Genomic DNA, 18,215 nt, shown 5'->3' with positions numbered 1-18,215 from the left:
TGTGCCCGAGAACGGTGACTCCGCCCTGATCATTCCGGTGCCGGCGGCCGCAGCGCTGCTGGCGCGGGTCGCCGCGGCCTTCCCGAAGGCGGTGCGGGAGGGGGACATTGGCCACGTGACGATGCTGTATCCGTTCACGGCGACGGCGACGCCGGATCAGGTGGCGGCCGTCGCCGCCGCGCTGACGCCGATCGACGTGGTGCTGGATCGGGTGGTGCGGGAGCCGGGGTTCGTGGCGTTGACGGCGGATGCGTTGGGGCCGCTGACATCAGAGGTTCGGAGCCATTGGCCGGAAGTGCTGCCCTACGGCGGCAGGTTCGGCCCCACGCCGGAGGCGCATCTGACGTTGGCGATGGGGGTCTCCGACGACGAAGGCGACGCCATCGCAGCGATGGCGTCGCCCGTCGAGGCTCGGTTGAGCCAGTTGTGGTTGCTCACCTACGAGAACGGCTGGCAGGTCGCGGCCCGCTGTCCGTTCGGCGGCTCGGATCAGGTGCCGGCGGTGCGGTAGGCCCGGATGCTCAGCGGCACGGTGATCGCGGCGATGACGGCCAACATGATGATCGCGGTGGCCATCGGGTGGGTGCTGGGGAAGCTACCGTCCACAAGGGACGAAGGCCCGCTCCACAGCGAACGGCAGGTGGCCACGACGGCGGATATGGGGCTCCACTCGGCGATGGTGCGCAGCCAGTCGGGCAGGCCGTCCAGCGGCACGAAGGCGTTGGACAGGAAGGAACCTCCGACCAGGATCAGGCCGGCCAGCGCGCCGAGAGCCTCGGGGCTGCGGACGGACAGGCCCAGCAGCACACCGAGCCACAGCATGACGTAGGCGAAGACCAGCAGCACAGCGAAACCGGTCAGCAGGGCCACGGCCGAGACATGGGGCCGCCAGCCGAGCAGCACGCCGACGATGGAGGCGATGGCCATGCCGATGGCGGCGAGGGCCAGGTCGGACACAGTGTGGGCGACGAGGATCGACGCACGGGCGGTGGGCAGCGAGCGGAACCGGTCGATCAGGCCGTTGCGCAGGCTGGTGGCAGTGCCGATGGCGATGCCGCCGACACAGGCCAGGGCGACCTGCGCGCCGACGCCCGCCATCATGTAGTCGAGGTAATCCCCGTTGCCACGAACGGTGATGGCCTTGTTGAGCATGTAGCCGAGCACCAGCACCATCGTCACCGGGGTGAGGGTCACGCCGAGCACCCGGGTCGGGGTGCGGCGCAGGTGCAGGAAGTGGCGATGGATCATCGCCGCGACGTCGCCGAGGGCGCCGGTCATCGAAACTCCAATCGGTCACGCGGTCTGGGTCAGACCGGGCGGGCGGCCGAACTGGGCTGGCCGGAGCCGAACCGTCAGCTCAGACCGGGCTGACGGCCGAGCTGGGTTGGCCGGTCAGGTCGCGGAAGACGTCGTCGAGGGAGGGGCGGCGCAGGGCGAAGTCGTCGACCCGCACGCCCGCGACGTCCAAAGCGGACGCGGCGGCGGCGATGGCGGCCATGCCCTCGGGCAGCCGCACCGAGACGACCCGGTAGTCCTCGCTGATCTGGGGCGGCCCCTCGGCGCCGGCGGACAGGGCGGCGACCGCGGCCGGAACATCGCTGGGGGAAGCCAGGGACACCTCCAGCCACTCGCCGCCGACGCGGCGCTTGAGCTCGTCGGGGGTGCCCTCGGCGATGACCTTGCCGTGGTCGATGACGGCGATCCGGTTGGCCAACTGGTCGGCCTCCTCCAGATACTGCGTGGTCAGCAGCACGGTGACGCCGGCGGCGACCTGCTGGCGGATCATCCGCCACAGGGTGGCCCGGCTGGTCGGGTCGAGGCCGGTGGTGGGCTCGTCCAGGAACAGCACGGGCGGCGACACAACCAGGCAGGCGGCCAGGTCCAGACGCCGCCGCATACCGCCGGAATAGGTCTTCACGAGCCGGTCGGCGGCATAGGTGAGCTCGAACTCCTCCAGCAACTCCACCGCCCGCCGCCGGGCGCCGGCCCGGCCCAGCCGCAGCAAAGTGCCCAGCAGCACCAGGTTCTCCCGCCCGGTCAGCTGCTCGTCCACGGCCGCGTACTGGCCGGCCAGGCCGATCCGGCCGCGCACCAGCTTGGGTTCCCGGACCACGTCGGCCCCGGCCACCACCGCCCGTCCGGCGTCCGGGCGCACCAGGGTGGCCAGGATCCGCACGGTCGTGGTCTTGCCGGCGCCGTTGGGGCCGAGCACCCCGAGCACGGTCCCGGCCGGCACCGTCAGGTCGATCCCGCGCAGCGCCTCGTGATTGCGATAGCTCTTGCGCAGCCCTTCGGCTTCGATCGCAGCGTCCACCAGTCCGCCCTACTCCGCCTCGACGAGTCCAGTTCTTCTCGACGCTTATGCAACCAAACGCGGCGCTGGCCGAGAGCCAGCGAGACTGGCGGTACGCCAGCGAGGGGGGACATAGCGTTCTGCCGCCGGAGGAGAACTGTCCCGCGGCACCGTCCGCTTTCTTTACTCGCCGGGATCGGCCCTGCCCGTCCGCGGTGACCTGCTGAAGGGTGACACAGATGACCTGGGCGCCGACGGAGATTCGGCCGGGCGACATCGGCGCGGAGCCGAGCGTCGATGGCCTGCTCGACCACCTGCGTTCGAATGCCACGCTCGACAAGCAGCTCGTCGAGGCCAAGGCGCTTGTCTTCCGCGGTTTCCACGTCCCCGAGAACGGCCTGGCCGGGGTGCTGGACCTGGTGCTCCCGGACCGGCTGGCCTACGTGCACGGAAACACCCCACGGACCAAGGTCGGCGAGAACGTCTACACGTCGACCGAATATCCGCCGGAGTTCACCATTTCGATGCACAATGAGATGTCGTACGCCCACCAGTGGCCGTCGCGCCTTTTCTTCTACTGCGCGGTCGCGCCGACCACGGGCGGCGCCACCCCGGTGGTGGACGGCACGGCGTGGCTGGCCGCGCTGGACGACGAGGTGCGCGAGCGCTTCCTGCCGGGCGTGCGCTACACCCAGAACCTGCACAGCGGGGTGGGCTTCGGCAAGAGCTGGCAGGCGACCTTCGAGACCGAGGACCGGGACCAGGTCGAGGAGTTCCTGGCCGGCAACGAGGCGGACTGGGAGTGGAAGGCCGACGGCGGCCTGCGCATCACCCAGCACCGCCGGGCGGTCACCGAGCACCCCGTCACCGGCGAGCTGGTCTGGTTCAACCAGGCCGACCAGTGGCACGTGGAGGCGCTGGACCGGGAGACGGCCGAGGCGATGCTGGAGATTCTGGCCGAGGACGAGATGCCGCAGACGGTCAGTTTCGCCGACGGCTCGCCCATTCCGGCGGCCGATGTCATCCAGGTCCGCGACCGGGGCCTGGACGTCGCGGTGAACGTCGACTGGCACGCCGGCGACCTCATGCTCATCGACAATGTTGCGGTCGGCCACGGGCGGCGTCCTTTCAGCGGCCCGCGCCGCGTGCTCGTGGCGATGTCGTAATTCACCAGACTAGTCGTTGACCTAGGCAGCGCCCGATAGAGTCGATTCGGGTGGGCGAACTCTCCACCACGAATCGCATTTACTGTGAATTAGGGAGTCGTTCATGTCCGGTAAGGCGGTACCAACTTTCTCGGTTATTTCCGGCGCGCAGGTGAACGAGGCGCTGGGCGGGCACGAGAAGCAGGTGGTCGACCTGGTGGACGCCGCATACCGGGTGCACGGCCAGCGCGACACCGTGAACCCGCCGTCGTATTTCCTCACGTTCCCGGACCGGCCGACCTCGCGCATCATCGCGCTGCCGGCCTCGCTCGGCGGGGACAACCGGGTGGACGGCCTCAAATGGATTTCCAGCTTCCCGGAGAACGTGGCCTCGGGGCTGCCGAGGGCGTCGGCCGTGCTGATCCTCAACGACCACGACACCGGCTACCCGTTCGCCTGCCTGGAGAGCTCCATCATCTCCGCCGCCCGCACCGCCGCCTCGGCCGCGCTGGCCGCTGACTGGCTGTCCCGGGAGCGCCCGGGCGGCCGGCCGCTGCGGGTGGGCTTCTTCGGAGTCGGCCTGATCGCCCGGTACATCCACACCTATCTGGCCGGCACCGGCTGGAGCTTCGACGAGATCGGCGTGCACGACCTGTCGCGGGCCCACGCCGGCGGCTTCAAGGAGTACCTGGAGGCCGGCGACACCGGCGCGCGCATCACCATCCACGACAACGCCGAGGACCTGATCCGGTCCAGCGACCTGGTGGTGTTCGCGACCATCGCCGGCACGCCGCACGTCACCGAGCTGGACTGGTTCTCGCACAACCCGTTGGTGCTGCACGTGTCGCTGCGCGACCTCGCGCCGGAGATCATCCTGGGCAGCGCCAACGTGCTCGACGACGTGGACCACTGCCTGAAGGCCAACACCTCGCCGCACCTGGCCGAGCAGCAGACCGGCAACCGCGACTTCATCGACGCCACCCTGTACGAGGTGATGACCGGCGCCAAGCGGGTGCCCACCGACCGGCCCGTCGTGTTCTCCCCGTTCGGGCTCGGCGTGCTTGACCTCGCCGTCGGCAAGTACGTCTACGACGAGGTCGTCCGCCAGGGCGGACTCGCCGTGGTTGACGGCTTCTTCCACGAGCTGACGCGCTACGGCAAGCGCTGAGGGCTCGAGAACAGGAGTACGACGTGCCAATCATCTCCGCTCCACAGGAATTCCACGTCGACGACCTCTACGTCGATCTGGAGGGGCTGCTCGGCCGGTCGCTCTACCTCAAGTGCGAGGCGTTCAACTTCGCCGGCTCGGTCAAGCTCAAGGCGGCGGCCGAGATGGTCGCCGCGGCCGAGCGCAGCGGCTCGCTGGACCGGAACTCCGTGCTCATCGAGTCGTCCTCGGGCAACCTGGGCATCGCGCTGAGCATGATCGCGGCCAGCAAGGGCTACAAGTTCGTCTGTGTCACCGACTCCCGGTGCAACCTGGCCACCAGGCGGCTGATGGAGTCGCTGGGCAGCCAGGTGCACACGATCACCGAGCCGGACCCGGTCGGCGGCTTCCTCGGCGCGCGCATCTCCTACGTCAGCGGGATGTGCGCGTCGGACAGCCGTTACGTGTGGCTCAACCAGTACGCCAATCCCAACAACTGGCGGGCCCACTACCGGCGGACCGCGCCGGCCATCAGCCGCCGTTTCCCTGAGCTGGACGTGCTTTTCGTCGGCGCCGGCACCACCGGCACGCTGATGGGCTGCGCCCGCTGGTTCCGGGAGTTCGCGCCGAAGGTGCGGCTGGTGGCGGTGGACAGCATCGGGTCGGTGACCTTCGGCGGCCCGCCCAGCCGGCGCATGATCCCGGGCCTGGGCACCAGCGTGCGGCCGGCCCAGCTGGACGAGTCCTTTGTGGACGACGTGATGCACGTGGCCGAGCCGGACACCGTCCGGATGTGCCACCGGCTCGCCAACCGGGGTTTCCTGTTCGGCGGGTCGACCGGGACCGTGGTCAGCGGCGCGCTGCGCTGGCTGCAGCTGCACGACCCCGGTCACGAACTGACGACGGTGGCGATCTCCCCGGACCTGGGCGAGCGCTACCTGGACACGGTCTACCAGGAGAACTGGCTGCGGGACATCTACGGCGACGACGTGCTCGCCGAGGACCGCTACGAGCCGGTCGCGTAAGGCCCGCAAGCATTCACGCCTGTCGAGGAGTTAGCTGACATGACTGGTTTGCCGCTGTCGGCGGCCCAGGCCGAGGTCTGGTACGCCCAGCAGCTCGATCCGGGCAACCCGATCTGGAACATCGCCGAGTACTACACGATCGACGGCGAGCTCGACGCCGTCCTGCTGGAGCGGGCGCTGCGGCGGACCGTGGACGAGGCGGAGTGCCTGCGCGTCCGGTTCGACGACAGCGGCGACCAGCCTCGACAGACCGTTTGCCCCTGCCCCGACTGGGAGTTCCCGGTCCTGGACCTCACCGGTGAGTCCGACCCGGAGGCGGCGGCGCTGGCGTGGATGCGCGCCGACGTCGGCACCGCCGTCCCGGTGGATTCGCCGCGGCTGTTCACGTTCGCCCTGCTGAAGGTGGGCTCGTCGCGGGCGATGCTCTACCAGCGGGCCCACCACCTGCTGCTCGACGGCTACAGCGAGGCGCTGGTGCTGCGCCGCGTGGCCGAGGTCTACAACGCCATGCAGCGCGGGGAGTCCTTCGAGGACAACGCGTTCAAGCCGGTGGCCACGCTGGTCGAGGACGAGCTGGCCTACCGCGAGTCCAAGCACTTCGCCAAGGACCGCGACGGCTGGGCCGGTCGCTTCGCCGACGGCGTGGAACTGCCCAGCATGTCGGGCAAGCCGGCCGTCCCGGTGCGGGACTTCGTGCGCCGCAGCGCTTATCTGGACGCCGACACCGCAGCCCGGATGAAGGCGGTGGCCTGGGAGTCCCGGGCCGCGTGGCCGGCCTACGTGATCGCCGCGACGTCCGCCTACGTGCAGCGGATCACCGGCGCCGCCGAGGCCGTGCTGTCGCTGCCGGTGACCGGGCGAACCTCCCCCACCACCAAGAAGATCCCGGGCATGCGGGCCAACGTGGTGCCGCTGGCGCTGGCCATCCGCCCGGCGCACAGCCGTGAGGAGCTGCTGGCCAACGCCTCCCGCGAGGTCGGCCTGGCGTTGAAGCACCAGCGTTTCCGCGGCCGCGAGATCCGTCCGCTGATGGGCCTGGCCCCCGATGACCGCCGGCCGTTCGGGCCGGAGCTGAACGTGGCGTCCTTCGTGGAGGAGATGCGCTTCGGCGACTGCACGGTCACCACCACGAACCTGTCGACCGCGCCCAGCGACGATCTCACGATCACCGTGCACGACACCGAGACCGGTGGTCTGGGCGTGCACTTCGACGCCAACACCGACCTGTACGAGATCGCCGAGCTGGAGGGCCACCTGGCCCGGTTCATGGCCTTCCTCGACGCCTTCACCGCCGCGCCGGCCGATCTGCCGCTGGCGCGGATCGAGGTGTTGGCCGCCGACGAGCGCCGGCAGGTCATGGTGGACTGGAACGCCTCCGAGCGTCCCGGCGGCTTCGAGGGTGTCGTTGAGCGGGTTCGTGCCGCGAACCCGGACTCCGTTGCCCTGTCCGATGATTCCGGCACGATCACCTACCGGGAGCTGGTGTCCCGGGCCAACGCCGTGGCCAAGAAGCTGCCGGCCGGTGAGCTCGTGGCCTTGCTTGGCAACCCCGGAATCCAGTTCGTGTCCACGGTTCTCGGTGTGCTCGGCTCGGGTTCCGCTTATGTGCCACTGGACCCGGCCGCGCCGGTCACTCGTACCGCCGGCCTGATCGAGGACAGCGGGGCCAAGATCCTCATCGCCGGCCGCGAACACGAAGCCCTGGCCCGGGAAGTCGCCGGTCAAGCGGAAGTCCTGTTCTTCGATGACGCCCAGGACGCGGACCTGGCTCCGCTCAAGGGAACCGACCACGACCTGGCCTACGTGATCTTCACGTCCGGCAGCACCGGCAAGCCCAAGGGCGCGATGGTGCACCGCAAGGGCATGGTCAACCACCTGCTGGCCAAGGTCGAAGACCTCGAACTCACCTCGAACGACCTCCTGATCCAGAACGCGCCGCTGACCTTCGACATCTCCGTTTGGCAGATGCTGGCCGGCCTCATCGTCGGCGCGCACGTCAAGGTGGTCAGCCGCGACACCGCCATGGACCCGGCGGAACTGTTCGGCCTCAAGGACGTCACCATCCTGGAAGTCGTGCCGTCCCTGCTGCGCACGACCCTGGACTCCTGGGACGCCGGGGCCGCCATCCCCGAGCTCAAGCTGCGCTGGCTGGTCGTCACCGGCGAGGCCCTGCCGCCGGACCTCTGCGTCCGCTGGCTGGAGCGCTTCCCGGCCATCCCGTTGATGAACGCCTACGGCCCCACCGAATGCTCCGACGACGTCACGCACGCGGTGATCCGCACCGCCGCCGACGCCGACGGTCTGCGCACGCCGATCGGGCGGATCGTCCGCAACACCAAGCTGTACGTGCTCAACGACATGCTCCAGCCGGTGCCGGTCGGCGTGCCGGGCGAGCTGTACGTCGGCGGCATCGGCGTCGGCCGCGGCTACCTCAACAACCCGGCCCGCACGGCCACGACGTTCGTGCCCGATCCGTTCAACGTCGGCCGCATGTACCGCACCGGTGACCGCGTCGTCTACCGCCCCGACGGCCAACTGGAGTTCCTGGAGCGCCGGGACTTCCAGGTCAAGATCCGCGGCCACCGCATCGAGCTCGGCGAGATCGAGTCGGCAATCCGTTCCCTGGACGGCATCACCGACGTCGCGGTCGCGGTGGTCGGCCAGCGCCTGGTGGCCTACGTGGTCGGCGTCGGCGAGACCGCCGCCGTCAAGGACCTGCTGCCGGACTACATGGTCCCCTCGGTCTACGTGACGCTGGACGCGCTGCCGCTGACCGCCAACGGCAAGGTCGACCGCAAGGCGTTGCCGGCACCGGACTTCGCCGAGCTGGCCCCGTCCCGGGCGGCCCGCACGCCGCGCCAGGAGATCCTCTGTGGCCTGTTCGCCGAGGTGCTGGACCTGCCCGCGGTCGGCGTCGACGACAGCTTCTTCGACCTGGGCGGACACTCGCTGATCGCCACCCGGCTGATCGGCCGGATCCGGTCGGCGCTGGGCGTGGAGATGTCGCTGCGCCAGCTGTTCGACGCGCCCACCGTGGCCGAGCTGGACGAGCAGCTGACCGACGTCGACGGCGTCCGCCCGCCGCTGGTCACCGCCGAGCGCCCGGCGCTGATCCCGCTGTCCAGCGGCCAGCAGCGGCTCTGGTTCCTCAACCGGCTGGAAGGCCCGAACGCCACGTACAACGTGCCGGGCATGATCCGCCTGACCGGTGACCTGGACCGGGCCGCGCTGGACGCCGCGGTGCGGGATCTGATCGACCGGCACGAGGCCCTGCGCACGGTGTTCCCCGAGGTCGACTACACGCCGTACCAGGTGGTGAAGCCGGTCGACGAGGTGTACCCCGGTCTGTCCATTGTGGACGTCACAGCCGAGAGCCTGGACGCGGCCATCGCTGAGTACATCGGGCAGCCGTTCGACGTCGAGCACGAGCCGCCGGTGCGGGCGCGTCTGTTCGCCGTGGCCGAGACCGAGCACGTGCTGGTGATCTCCATGCACCACATCGCCGGCGACGGCTGGTCGACCGCCCCGCTCAAGCGCGACCTGGCCCGCGCCTACAACGCGCGCCGCGACGGCCGTGCGCCGCAGGTCGCGCCGCTGACCGTGCAGTACATCGACTACACGCTCTGGCAGCGGGCGCTGCTCGGCGACGAGTCGGACCCGAACAGCCGTATGGCCCAGCAGGTCGAGTTCTGGATGGACGAGCTCAAGGACCTGCCGGACACCCCGCCGCTGCCCACGGACCGGCCGCGCCCGGCCTTCGCCACCCACCAGGGCGACGCGATCAACATCGAGTACGACGCGGATCTGTTGCGGCGCATGGGCGAGCTGGCCCGGGAGACCGGCACCAGCGTGTTCATGATCGTGCAGGCCGGCCTGGCCACGCTGCTGCACCGGCTGGGCGGCGGCGAGGACATCCTGCTCGGCACGCCGATCGCCGGCCGCACCGACGAGGCGCTGGACGACCTGGTCGGCCTGTTCATCAACACCCTGCTGCTGCGCAGCGACCTGTCCGGCGACCCGAGCTTCCGGGAGCTGCTGGCCCGCACCCGCGACGGCAACCTCGGCGCGTACGCCAACCAGGACGTGCCGTTCGAGCGGCTGGTGGAGCTGGTGGCCCCGGTCCGCGACCTGACCAAGGCCCCGCTGTTCCAGGTGGTCATGGCCTACCAGAACCACGACCCGGGCACGCTGGCCATGGACGGCCTGGCGGCGGAGTTCCGGTTGGCCACCACCGGCACCGCCAAGTTCGACCTCAACTTCGAGTTCACCGAGCACGCCGACGGCATCGGCCTGCATCTGGAGTACGCCACCGACCTGTTCGACCGCGAGACGGCCGAGCGGATGGCCGCGATGCTGGGCCGGATCTTCGCCGGCGTGGTCGCGGATGTGGACACCACGCTGGGGCTGATCGACCTGCTCGACGACGCCGAGCGGGCCAAGCTGCTCGACGCGTGGCGGGCGGCCCGCACCTTCGTGCTGGACGAGCACATGCGGCCGGTGCCGACCGGCGTGCCGGGCGAGCTGCACATGGCCAGCCCGGCGGTGCCCGGCATCGACCCGGCGGCGATGGGCTTCGTGGTCAGCCCGCTGGTCGACGCCGACACCTGGCTGATCAAGACCGGTTCGCTGGTCCGCTGGACCAACGCCGGCGAGATCGAACGCCTTGGCCTGGTGGAGAAGAAGGCCGTCATCGAGCAGGCCCCGGAGCCGGAGCCGGAAGCGCCGGTGGCGAGGCGGGAGCCGAGCACCGAGCGGGAACGCGTGCTGTGCCGGCTGTTCGCCGAGATCCTGGACAAGGACGAGATCGGCGTCGAGGACAACTTCTTCGAGTCCGGCGGGCAGTCGCTGAAAGCGACCCGGCTGGCCAGCCGGGTGCGGTCCGAGCTGAACATCGAGGTCGTGGTCCGGGACGTGTTCGAGGCCCAGACCCCGGCCGCGCTGGCGGCCCGGATCGGCGACCGCGGCCGGACCCGGCTCGCGCTGACCGCCGGTGAGCGGCCGGCGCAGCTGCCGGTTTCCTTCGGGCAGCAGCGGATGTGGTTCCTCAACCGGCTGGAGGGCGAGTCCGCCACCTACAACGTGCCGGTTGCCCTGCGGCTCAAGGGCGAACTCGACCGGGCGGCGCTGGCCGCCGCGGTGCGGGACGTCGCCGAGCGGCACGAGGTGCTGCGCACGGTGTTCACCGAGGTGGACGGCCAGCCGGTGCAGACCATCCGGGACGACGTGCCGCAGCTGGCGACCTGGCAGGTCAGCGAGGCGGAGCTGCCGGAGGCGATGCGGGCGGCCATCTCCGTCGGCTTCGACCTGGCCACCGAGCTGCCGCTGCGGGCCCACCTGTTCGGGCTGGGCGACCGGGAGCACGTGCTTCTGCTGGTGGCGCACCACATCGCGTGTGACGGCTGGTCGGCCCTGCCGCTGGCCCGCGACCTGGCCCGCGCCTACGCCGACCGCCGCGACGGCAACACTCCACAGTGGACTCCACTGCCGGTGCAGTACGCGGACTACGCCCTGTGGCAGCGGGAACTGCTGGGCAGCGAGGACGATCCCAAGAGCCTGATCTCGGAGCAGCTGGCGTTCTGGAAGGCCACGCTGGCCGACATCCCCGACGAGCTTGCCCTGCCGACCGACCGGCAGCGCCCGGCGGTGTCCAGCTACGAGGGCGACAGCCTCCGCTTCACGCTGAGCGCCGATCTGCACAGCCGGCTGGAGGCACTGGCCAAGGAGAACAACGCCACGCTGTACATGGTGTTGCAGGCCGGTCTGGCGTTGCTGTTCAACAAGCTCGGCGCCGGCACCGACATCCCGCTGGGCAGCCCGGTCGCCGGTCGCACCGACGACGCCCTGGACGAGCTGGTCGGCTTCTTCCTGAACACCTTGGTGCTGCGCAACGACCTGTCCGGCGACCCGACCGTACGGGAGCTGGTGGCCCGCACCCGGGACACCGACCTGGCCGCGTTCAACCACCAGGACCTGCCGTTCGAGCGGCTGGTCGAGGTGCTGAACCCGACCCGCTCCCGGTCCCGGCAGCCGCTGTTCCAGGTCGTGATGATCCTGCAGAACAACGCCACCGCCAGTGTCGAGCTGGCCGGCCTGGAGGCGTCCAGCGAGCTGATGGCCACCATGGCCGCCGACGTGGACCTGCACTTCGACTTCATCGAGGAGGACAACGGTGGGCTCGACGTGCTGGTCAAGTACGCCACCGACCTGTTCGACGAGTCGACCGTGCGGCGGATGACCGAGCAGCTGGACCGGGTGCTGACCGGCATGGCCGACGACGCCGGGGCGCGGCTAAGCGACATCGACGCGCTGGGTGCGGACGAGCGCCGCCAGGTCCTGGTGGACTGGAACGACACCGACCGCCCGGGCGGCTTCGCCGGCGTGGTGGAGCGGATCCGCAGCGTGGCCGTGGCCAAGCCGGACGCCGTCGCCCTGTCGGACGACTCCGGTGAGATCACCTACAAGGAACTCGTGGGCCGGGCCAACTCGGTGGCCAAGAAGCTGCCCGAGGGCGAGCTGGTGGCTCTGCTCGGCAATCCCGGAATCCAGTTCGTGTCCGCGGTTCTGGGTGTGCTCGGTGCTGGTTCCGCTTATGTGCCACTGGATCCGACCGCACCGATCACTCGTACCGCCGGTCTGATCGAGGACAGCGGGGCCAAGATTCTCATCGCTGGCCCGGAGCACGCCGAGCTGGCCCGTGCGGTCGCCGGCCAAGCGGAAGTCCTGTTCTTCGATGACGCCCAGGACACGGATCTGGCCGCCCTCAAGGGGTCTGACCACGACCTGGCGTACGTGATCTTCACGTCCGGCAGCACCGGCAAGCCCAAGGGCGCGATGGTGCACCGCAAGGGCATGGTCAACCACCTGCTGGCCAAGGTCGAGGACCTCAACCTGGACAACCAGGATCTGCTGATCCAGAACGCACCCCTGACCTTCGACATCTCGGTCTGGCAGATGCTGGCCGGCCTGATCGTCGGTGCGCACGTCAAGGTCGTCTCCCGCGACACCGCCATGGATCCGGCCAAGTTGTTCGGCATCAAGGACGTCACGGTCCTGGAGGTCGTGCCCTCGCTGCTGCGGGCGGCCATCGACTCCTGGGACGCGGGGGCCGCCATCCCTGACCTCAAGCTGCGCTGGCTGGTCGTCACCGGCGAAGCCCTGCCGGCCGACCTGACCGGCCGCTGGCTGGAGCGCTTCCCGGCTATCCCGTTGATGAACGCCTACGGCCCCACCGAATGCTCCGACGACGTCACGCACGCCGTCATCCGGCAGCCGCAGTCCCGGGTGGCCATCGGCAAGGCGGTCCGCAACACCAAGCTGTACGTGCTCAACGACATCCTGCAACCGGTGCCCGTCGGTGTTCCCGGTGAGCTGTACGTCGGCGGTGTCGGCGTCGGCCGGGGTTATCTGCACGATCCGGCCCGCACCGCGATCACCTTTGTGCCCAACCCGTTCGACGGCGGCCGCATGTACCGCACCGGCGACCGCGTGGTGTACCGCCCCGACGGCCAGCTGGAGTTCCTGGAGCGCCGGGACTTCCAGGTCAAGATCCGCGGCCACCGCATCGAACTCGGCGAGATCGAGGCCACGCTGCGCTCGCTGTACGGCGTGACCGACGTGGTCGTCACGGCCAGCCAGCAGCGACTGGTCGGCTACGTGGTCGGCGACGTCGACCCGGCGGCCGTGCGGGCCGACGCGGCGACGCTGCTGCCGGACTACATGGTGCCGGCGGTGTTCATGGTGCTCGACGCGCTGCCGCTGACCGCCAACGGCAAGGTCGACCGCAAGGCGTTGCCGGCCCCGGACTTCTCGTCCGCGCCGACCGGCCGCGCCCCGCGGAACCCGCGCGAAGAGGTGCTGTGCGGGCTGTTCGGCGAGGTGCTGGGCGTCGAGGCGGTGAGCATCGACGACAGCTTCTTCGACCTCGGCGGCCACTCGCTGCTGGCGACCCGCCTGATCAGCCGGATCCGCAGCACCCTGGGCACCGAACTGTCCATTCGGGACATGTTCGACACGCCCACGGTGGCCGGCCTGGCCGAGCGGCTGGGCGACGGCGGCCGGGAGCGGCCGGCCCTGGCGCCCAGGCCGCGGCCGGAGCTGATCCCGCTGTCCAGCGGCCAGCAGCGACTGTGGTTCCAGAACCGCCTGGAGGGCCAGACCGCCACCTACAACATCCCGGTGCTGCTGCGGCTGACCGGCGAGCTGGAGCGGGCGGCGCTGCACCAGGCCCTGGCCGACGTGGTCGCCCGGCACGAGAGCCTGCGCACCATCTTCCCCGCCACCAACGACGAGCCGTACCAGCAGATCCTCGAAGACGTCCGGCCCACGCTGTCCGTCTCGGCCACCGACTCGTCCACTTTGGACAAGGCCATCGCCGAGGCCGTCACCAAGGGCTTCGACCTGGCCACCGAGCTGCCGATCCGCGCCGAGCTGTTCATCATCGGCCCGGACGAGCACGTGCTGGTGCTGATCACGCACCACATCGCCAGCGACGGCTGGTCGATGGCCCCGCTGGCCCGCGACGTCGCCCAGGCCTACGCGGCCCGCCGCGACGGCGTGGCCCCGGAGTGGGAGCCGCTGCCGGTCCAGTACGTGGACTACGCCCTGTGGCAGCAGGAACTGCTCGGGTCCGAGAACGACCCGAACAGCCTCGCGGCCACCCAGCTGGCGTTCTGGAAGCACGCCCTGGCCGACCTGCCGGAGCAGCTGGAGCTGCCCACCGACCGGCCCCGGCCGGCCGTGGCCAGCTACCGCGGCGAAACCGTCCGCTTCGAGTTGGACGCGCGGCTGCGCCAGGCGCTGGCCGAACTGGCCCGGGAGACCGGGACGAGCCTGTTCATGGTGCTCCAGACCGGTTTGGCCACCCTGCTGAACGGACTCGGGGCGGGCACGGACATCGCGCTGGGCACGCCGGTCGCCGGCCGCACCGACGAGGCGCTCGACGACCTGGTCGGCATGTTCATCAACACCCTGGTGCTGCGCACCGACCTGGCCGGCAACCCGACCTTCCGGGAGCTGCTGGCCCGAGTCCGGGACGCCGACCTGGCCGCCTACGCCCACCAGGACCTGCCGTTCGAGCGGCTGGTCGAGGTGCTCAACCCGGTGCGCTCCAGCTCCGTCCCGCCGCTGTTCCAGGTGATGATGGTGCTGCAGAACAACGCCGAGGCGGCCGGCGAGCTAGCCGGCCTGGCCGCGACGCCGGAGCCGGTCGGCACCGGGACGGTCAAGTACGACTTCCGCTTCGAGTTCGTCGAAGAGGGCGACGTGCTGCGGGTCGCCATCGACTACAGCACGGACCTGTACGACGCGGAATCGGTCGTGGTCATCGGGGAGCGGCTGACCCGGGTGCTACGGGCGATCGCCGCCGGGCCGGACACCCGGCTGTCCCAAATGGACATTCTTGCCGCCGAGGAGCGCCAGGCGATCCTGGTCGACCTGAACGACACCGGGCGGGCGGTCGAGCAGATCGCCATGCCGCAGCGGTTCGAGCGGGCCGTCACCGAGAACCCCGACGCCATCGCGTTGGTGTTCGAGGACGAGGAGCTGTGCTACGCCGAGCTCAACGAGCGGGCCAACCGGTTGGCGCACCTGCTGATCGACCGAGGCGTGGGCGCCGGCCAACTGGTCGGGCTGATCATGCCACGGTCGACCGAGCTGATCGTGTCGCTGCTGGCGGTGGCCAAGACCGGCGCCGCGTACCTGCCGATCGACCCCGACTACCCGGCCGACCGCATCCAGTACGTGATCGGCGACGCCCGGCCGGCGGTCACGCTGACGCCGGAGTTCCTGGCCGACCCCAAGGTCCGCTGCGAGCTGTCCGAGCGTTCGGACGCCAACCCCGGCATCGAGATCGACCAGCGGGACCCGGCCTACGTCATCTACACCTCGGGTTCCACCGGCCGGCCCAAGGGCGTGGTGGTCGAACACCGCTCGGTGACCGACTACCTGGCCTGGACCACCACGGCCTACGGGGCGGTGACCGGCACCGCGCTGGTGCACTCCCCCGTGTCCTTCGACCTCACGGTCACCGCGCTGATCACGCCGCTGGTGTCCGGCGGCAAGGTGGTGCTGTCCGGCCTGGAGGACCCGACCACGCCGGCGGTGCTGGCCAACCCGGCGACCTTCATGAAGGCCACCCCGAGCCACCTGCCACTGCTGGCCAACCTGCCGCCGCAGTTCGCGCCCAGCAAGGAACTCCTGCTCGGTGGCGAGGCGCTGACCGGTGAGGCGCTGGCGGAGTTCCGGGCCACGCACCCGGACGTGACGGTGTTCAACGTCTACGGCCCGACCGAGGCCACGGTGAACTGCTCGGAGTACCGGATCGAGCCGGGCACGGTCGTGCCGGCCGGCCCGGTGCCGATCGGCAAGCCGCAGGCCAACGCCCGGCTGCTGGTGCTGGACGCCCTGCTGCGGCCGGTGCCGGCGGGTGTGGTCGGCGAGCTCTACCTGGCCGGTGGCGGTCTGGCCCGGGGCTATCTGGGCCAGCCGGCGCTGACCGCACAACGGTTCGTGGCCGACCCATACGGTCCGGCCGGCGCCCGGATGTACCGCTCCGGCGACCTGGCCCGCTGGCGGGCCGACGGCAACCTGGAGTACGTGGGCCGGGCCGACGGTCAGGTGAAGCTGCGGGGCTTCCGCATCGAACTCGGTGAGATCGAGTCGGTGCTGACCGCCCGCGACGACGTCGCCCGCGCGGTGGTGATCGTCCGGGAGCAGAGCCTGATCGCCTACGTGGTGCCGGCCGACGAGTCGGTCGACACCACCGCGCTACGGGACCACCTGGCCGGCGTGCTGCCGGACTACATGGTGCCCAACGCCTTCGTGCCGTTGGCCGCGCTGCCGTTGACCACCAACGGAAAGCTCGACCGGGCCGCGCTGCCGGACCCGGAGTTCGCGGCCACCTCGACCAAGGCCCTGAGCACGCCCCAGGAGGAGATCCTCGGCGGCCTGTTCGCCGAGGTGCTCGGGGTGGACAGCGTGGGCGCCGAGGACAGCTTCTTCGACCTGGGCGGACATTCGCTGCTCGCGGCCCGGCTCATCGGCCGCGTGAAGAAGGTGCTCGGCGTGACGCTGACCATCCGGGACATGTTCGAGGCCCCGACGGTCAGCGGGCTGGCCGCCCGGCTCGGCGCCAATGGCTCGCTCGGCGCGTTCGAGGTGATGCTTCCGTTGCGGGTCAAGGGAAGTCGCAAGCCGATCTTCTGCGTGCACCCGTCCGGCTGCATCGGCTGGTCCTACATCGGCCTGACTTCGCACCTCGGCCAGGAGTTCCCGGTCTATACCCTCCAGGCCCGTGGCCTGCTCGACCCGAACGGGATTCCCGGCAGCATCGAGGAAATGGCCGCGGACTACCTCCAGCAGGTGCGCAAGGTGCAGCCGGAGGGTCCGTACCACCTGCTGGGCTGGTCGTTCGGCGGACTGGTGGCGCACGAAATGGCGCGCCAACTCCAGGAGGCTGGCGAAACCGTGGCCCTACTGGCCAGCCTGGACAGCCACCCCGTGCCGGAGGCCGGCGAGCTGCCCAGCGACACCGAGCTGCTGGGGGCGATCCTCGCCTTCTTCGGTCACGAGCCGGGGACTGCCCCGACCGCGGCCGGGGTGCTGGAGACCTTCAAGCAGGACAACAACCCGCTGGCCGGACTGACCGAGGACCAGCTGATGAACGTGGTCGCCGCCTGGCGGGCCAACGTGACGCTGCAGGTCGAGCACCGGCCGGGCCGGTTCCAGGGCCGGATGCTGCACTTCGTGGCCGGGCGGGAGAGCGACCCGGCCGACTGGTCGCCGTTCGCCGACCAGGTCGACGAGCACCCGGTCGACTGCCAACACCAGGACATGCTGCGGCCCGAGCCGCTGGCTGACATCACCCGAGTTCTCGTCCAGGAAATGGGGACAGGTCGTGACTGACAAACTGTTCTGCTTCCCGTATGCCGGCGGCGGCGCGTCCTTCTACCGGGCGTGGACGCCGAGCAGCGACCTCGGCTTCGAGCTGCACCCGGTGCAGCTGCCGGGCCGCGAGGAGCTGTTCCTCGAGGAGCTGTACCGGAACATCGACAAGGCCGCCGACGAACTGGCCGGCAAGATCGCCCGCTCGCTCGGCCCGACCGACACGGTGTCCCTGTTCGGCCACAGCTTCGGCGCGGTGCTGGCCTTCGAGGTGGCCCGCCGGCTGGTCGACTTCGTGCCGGTGCGCCACCTGGTGGTCTCCGGCTCGGCCGGCCCGACCGTGCCGCTGGCCCGCGAGGCTGCCGACCTCAACGACGACGAGTTCGTCGCCCGCGTCGAGCAGCTGGCCGGCTACACCCACCCGGCGCTGGCCGACCGGGACCTACGCGACATCGTGCTGCCGGCCCTGCGTGCGGACGTCGAGCTGCACGAGGCGTACCTGGCCCGCGACCTGACGCCGATCCCGGTGCCGATCACCGTGGTCCGCGGCGCGACCGACCACATCGTGTCCCGCGCGGAGAGCGAGCAGTGGGAGGTGGCCACGGTCGACCACTGCGAGGTGGTCGACCTGCCCGGCGGCCACATGTACCTGGTCGACGACCCCGAGTCGCTGTTCGACCTGCTGCGCCGCATCTCCTCCGTGCCAGTCGGTCGAGGGGTCTGAG

The 18,215-nt window shown here is 70.4% G+C and carries 8 protein-coding genes; 6 read left to right on the top strand and 2 right to left on the bottom strand.

Annotated features, from left to right (window positions below; translation table 11 throughout):
• Window position 1 precedes the first annotated feature (1 nt).
• Window positions 2–511: a 2'-5' RNA ligase family protein gene (locus tag JJ691_RS01070; protein ID WP_211766907.1), complete on the top strand. Its 510-nt coding sequence runs from the start codon at window positions 2–4 to the stop codon at window positions 509–511.
• Here JJ691_RS01070 and JJ691_RS01065 read toward each other — a convergent pair.
• Together JJ691_RS01065 and JJ691_RS01060 are read right to left on the bottom strand one after the other, a co-directional pair.
• Window positions 490–1,278 carry an ABC transporter permease gene (locus JJ691_RS01065; protein WP_211766906.1) on the bottom strand — a complete coding sequence of 263 codons (789 nt, stop codon included), beginning with the start codon at window positions 1,276–1,278 and terminating at the stop codon, window positions 490–492. The genes JJ691_RS01070 and JJ691_RS01065 overlap by 22 nt on opposite strands.
• Before the next feature lie 79 nt (window positions 1,279–1,357).
• The gene (locus JJ691_RS01060) at window positions 1,358–2,314 is read right to left on the bottom strand and encodes an ATP-binding cassette domain-containing protein (protein ID WP_211766905.1); all 957 of its coding nucleotides are present in this window, start codon (window positions 2,312–2,314) and stop codon (window positions 1,358–1,360) included.
• Between the two features lie 218 nt (window positions 2,315–2,532).
• Between JJ691_RS01060 and JJ691_RS01055 the strand changes: the two genes are divergently transcribed.
• The 5 genes from JJ691_RS01055 (at window position 2,533) to JJ691_RS01035 (ending at window position 18,214) form a co-directional block, all read left to right on the top strand.
• Window positions 2,533–3,459 (top strand): TauD/TfdA family dioxygenase, encoded by a 927-nt coding sequence (locus JJ691_RS01055; RefSeq protein ID WP_211766904.1) that lies wholly within the window; start codon window positions 2,533–2,535, stop codon window positions 3,457–3,459.
• A gap of 103 nt (window positions 3,460–3,562) precedes the next feature.
• On the top strand, window positions 3,563–4,606 hold the full coding sequence (sbnB, locus tag JJ691_RS01050) for a 2,3-diaminopropionate biosynthesis protein SbnB (protein WP_211766903.1): 1,044 nt from the start codon (window positions 3,563–3,565) through the stop codon (window positions 4,604–4,606).
• 23 nt (window positions 4,607–4,629) lie between these two features.
• Entirely contained in the window at window positions 4,630–5,610 is a 981-nt protein-coding gene (gene sbnA, locus JJ691_RS01045) for a 2,3-diaminopropionate biosynthesis protein SbnA (protein WP_211766902.1), read from the top strand.
• Window positions 5,611–5,649: 39 nt separating this feature from the next.
• The gene (locus tag JJ691_RS01040) at window positions 5,650–17,511 is read left to right on the top strand and encodes an amino acid adenylation domain-containing protein (protein WP_211766901.1); all 11,862 of its coding nucleotides are present in this window, start codon (window positions 5,650–5,652) and stop codon (window positions 17,509–17,511) included.
• On the top strand, window positions 17,504–18,214 hold the full coding sequence (locus JJ691_RS01035; RefSeq protein ID WP_211766900.1) for a thioesterase II family protein: 711 nt from the start codon (window positions 17,504–17,506) through the stop codon (window positions 18,212–18,214). Before JJ691_RS01040 ends, JJ691_RS01035 begins: the two co-directional genes overlap by 8 nt.
• Window position 18,215 lies beyond the last annotated feature (1 nt).

This window comes from Kutzneria sp. CA-103260, assembly GCF_018263855.1.
Classification (GTDB): domain Bacteria; phylum Actinomycetota; class Actinomycetes; order Mycobacteriales; family Pseudonocardiaceae; genus Kutzneria.
Note: the sequence above shows the minus strand (reverse complement) of the source record. Positions and strands in the feature narration are given on the sequence as shown.

Coding starts and splice junctions, on each gene's coding strand:
- JJ691_RS01055 (WP_211766904.1), top strand. CDS start 2,533: ATGACCTGGGCGCCGACGGAGATTCGGCCGGGCGACATCGGCGCGGAG.
- JJ691_RS01065 (WP_211766906.1), bottom strand. CDS start 1,278: ATGACCGGCGCCCTCGGCGACGTCGCGGCGATGATCCATCGCCACTTC.
- sbnB (WP_211766903.1), top strand. CDS start 3,563: ATGTCCGGTAAGGCGGTACCAACTTTCTCGGTTATTTCCGGCGCGCAG.
- JJ691_RS01040 (WP_211766901.1), top strand. CDS start 5,650: ATGACTGGTTTGCCGCTGTCGGCGGCCCAGGCCGAGGTCTGGTACGCC.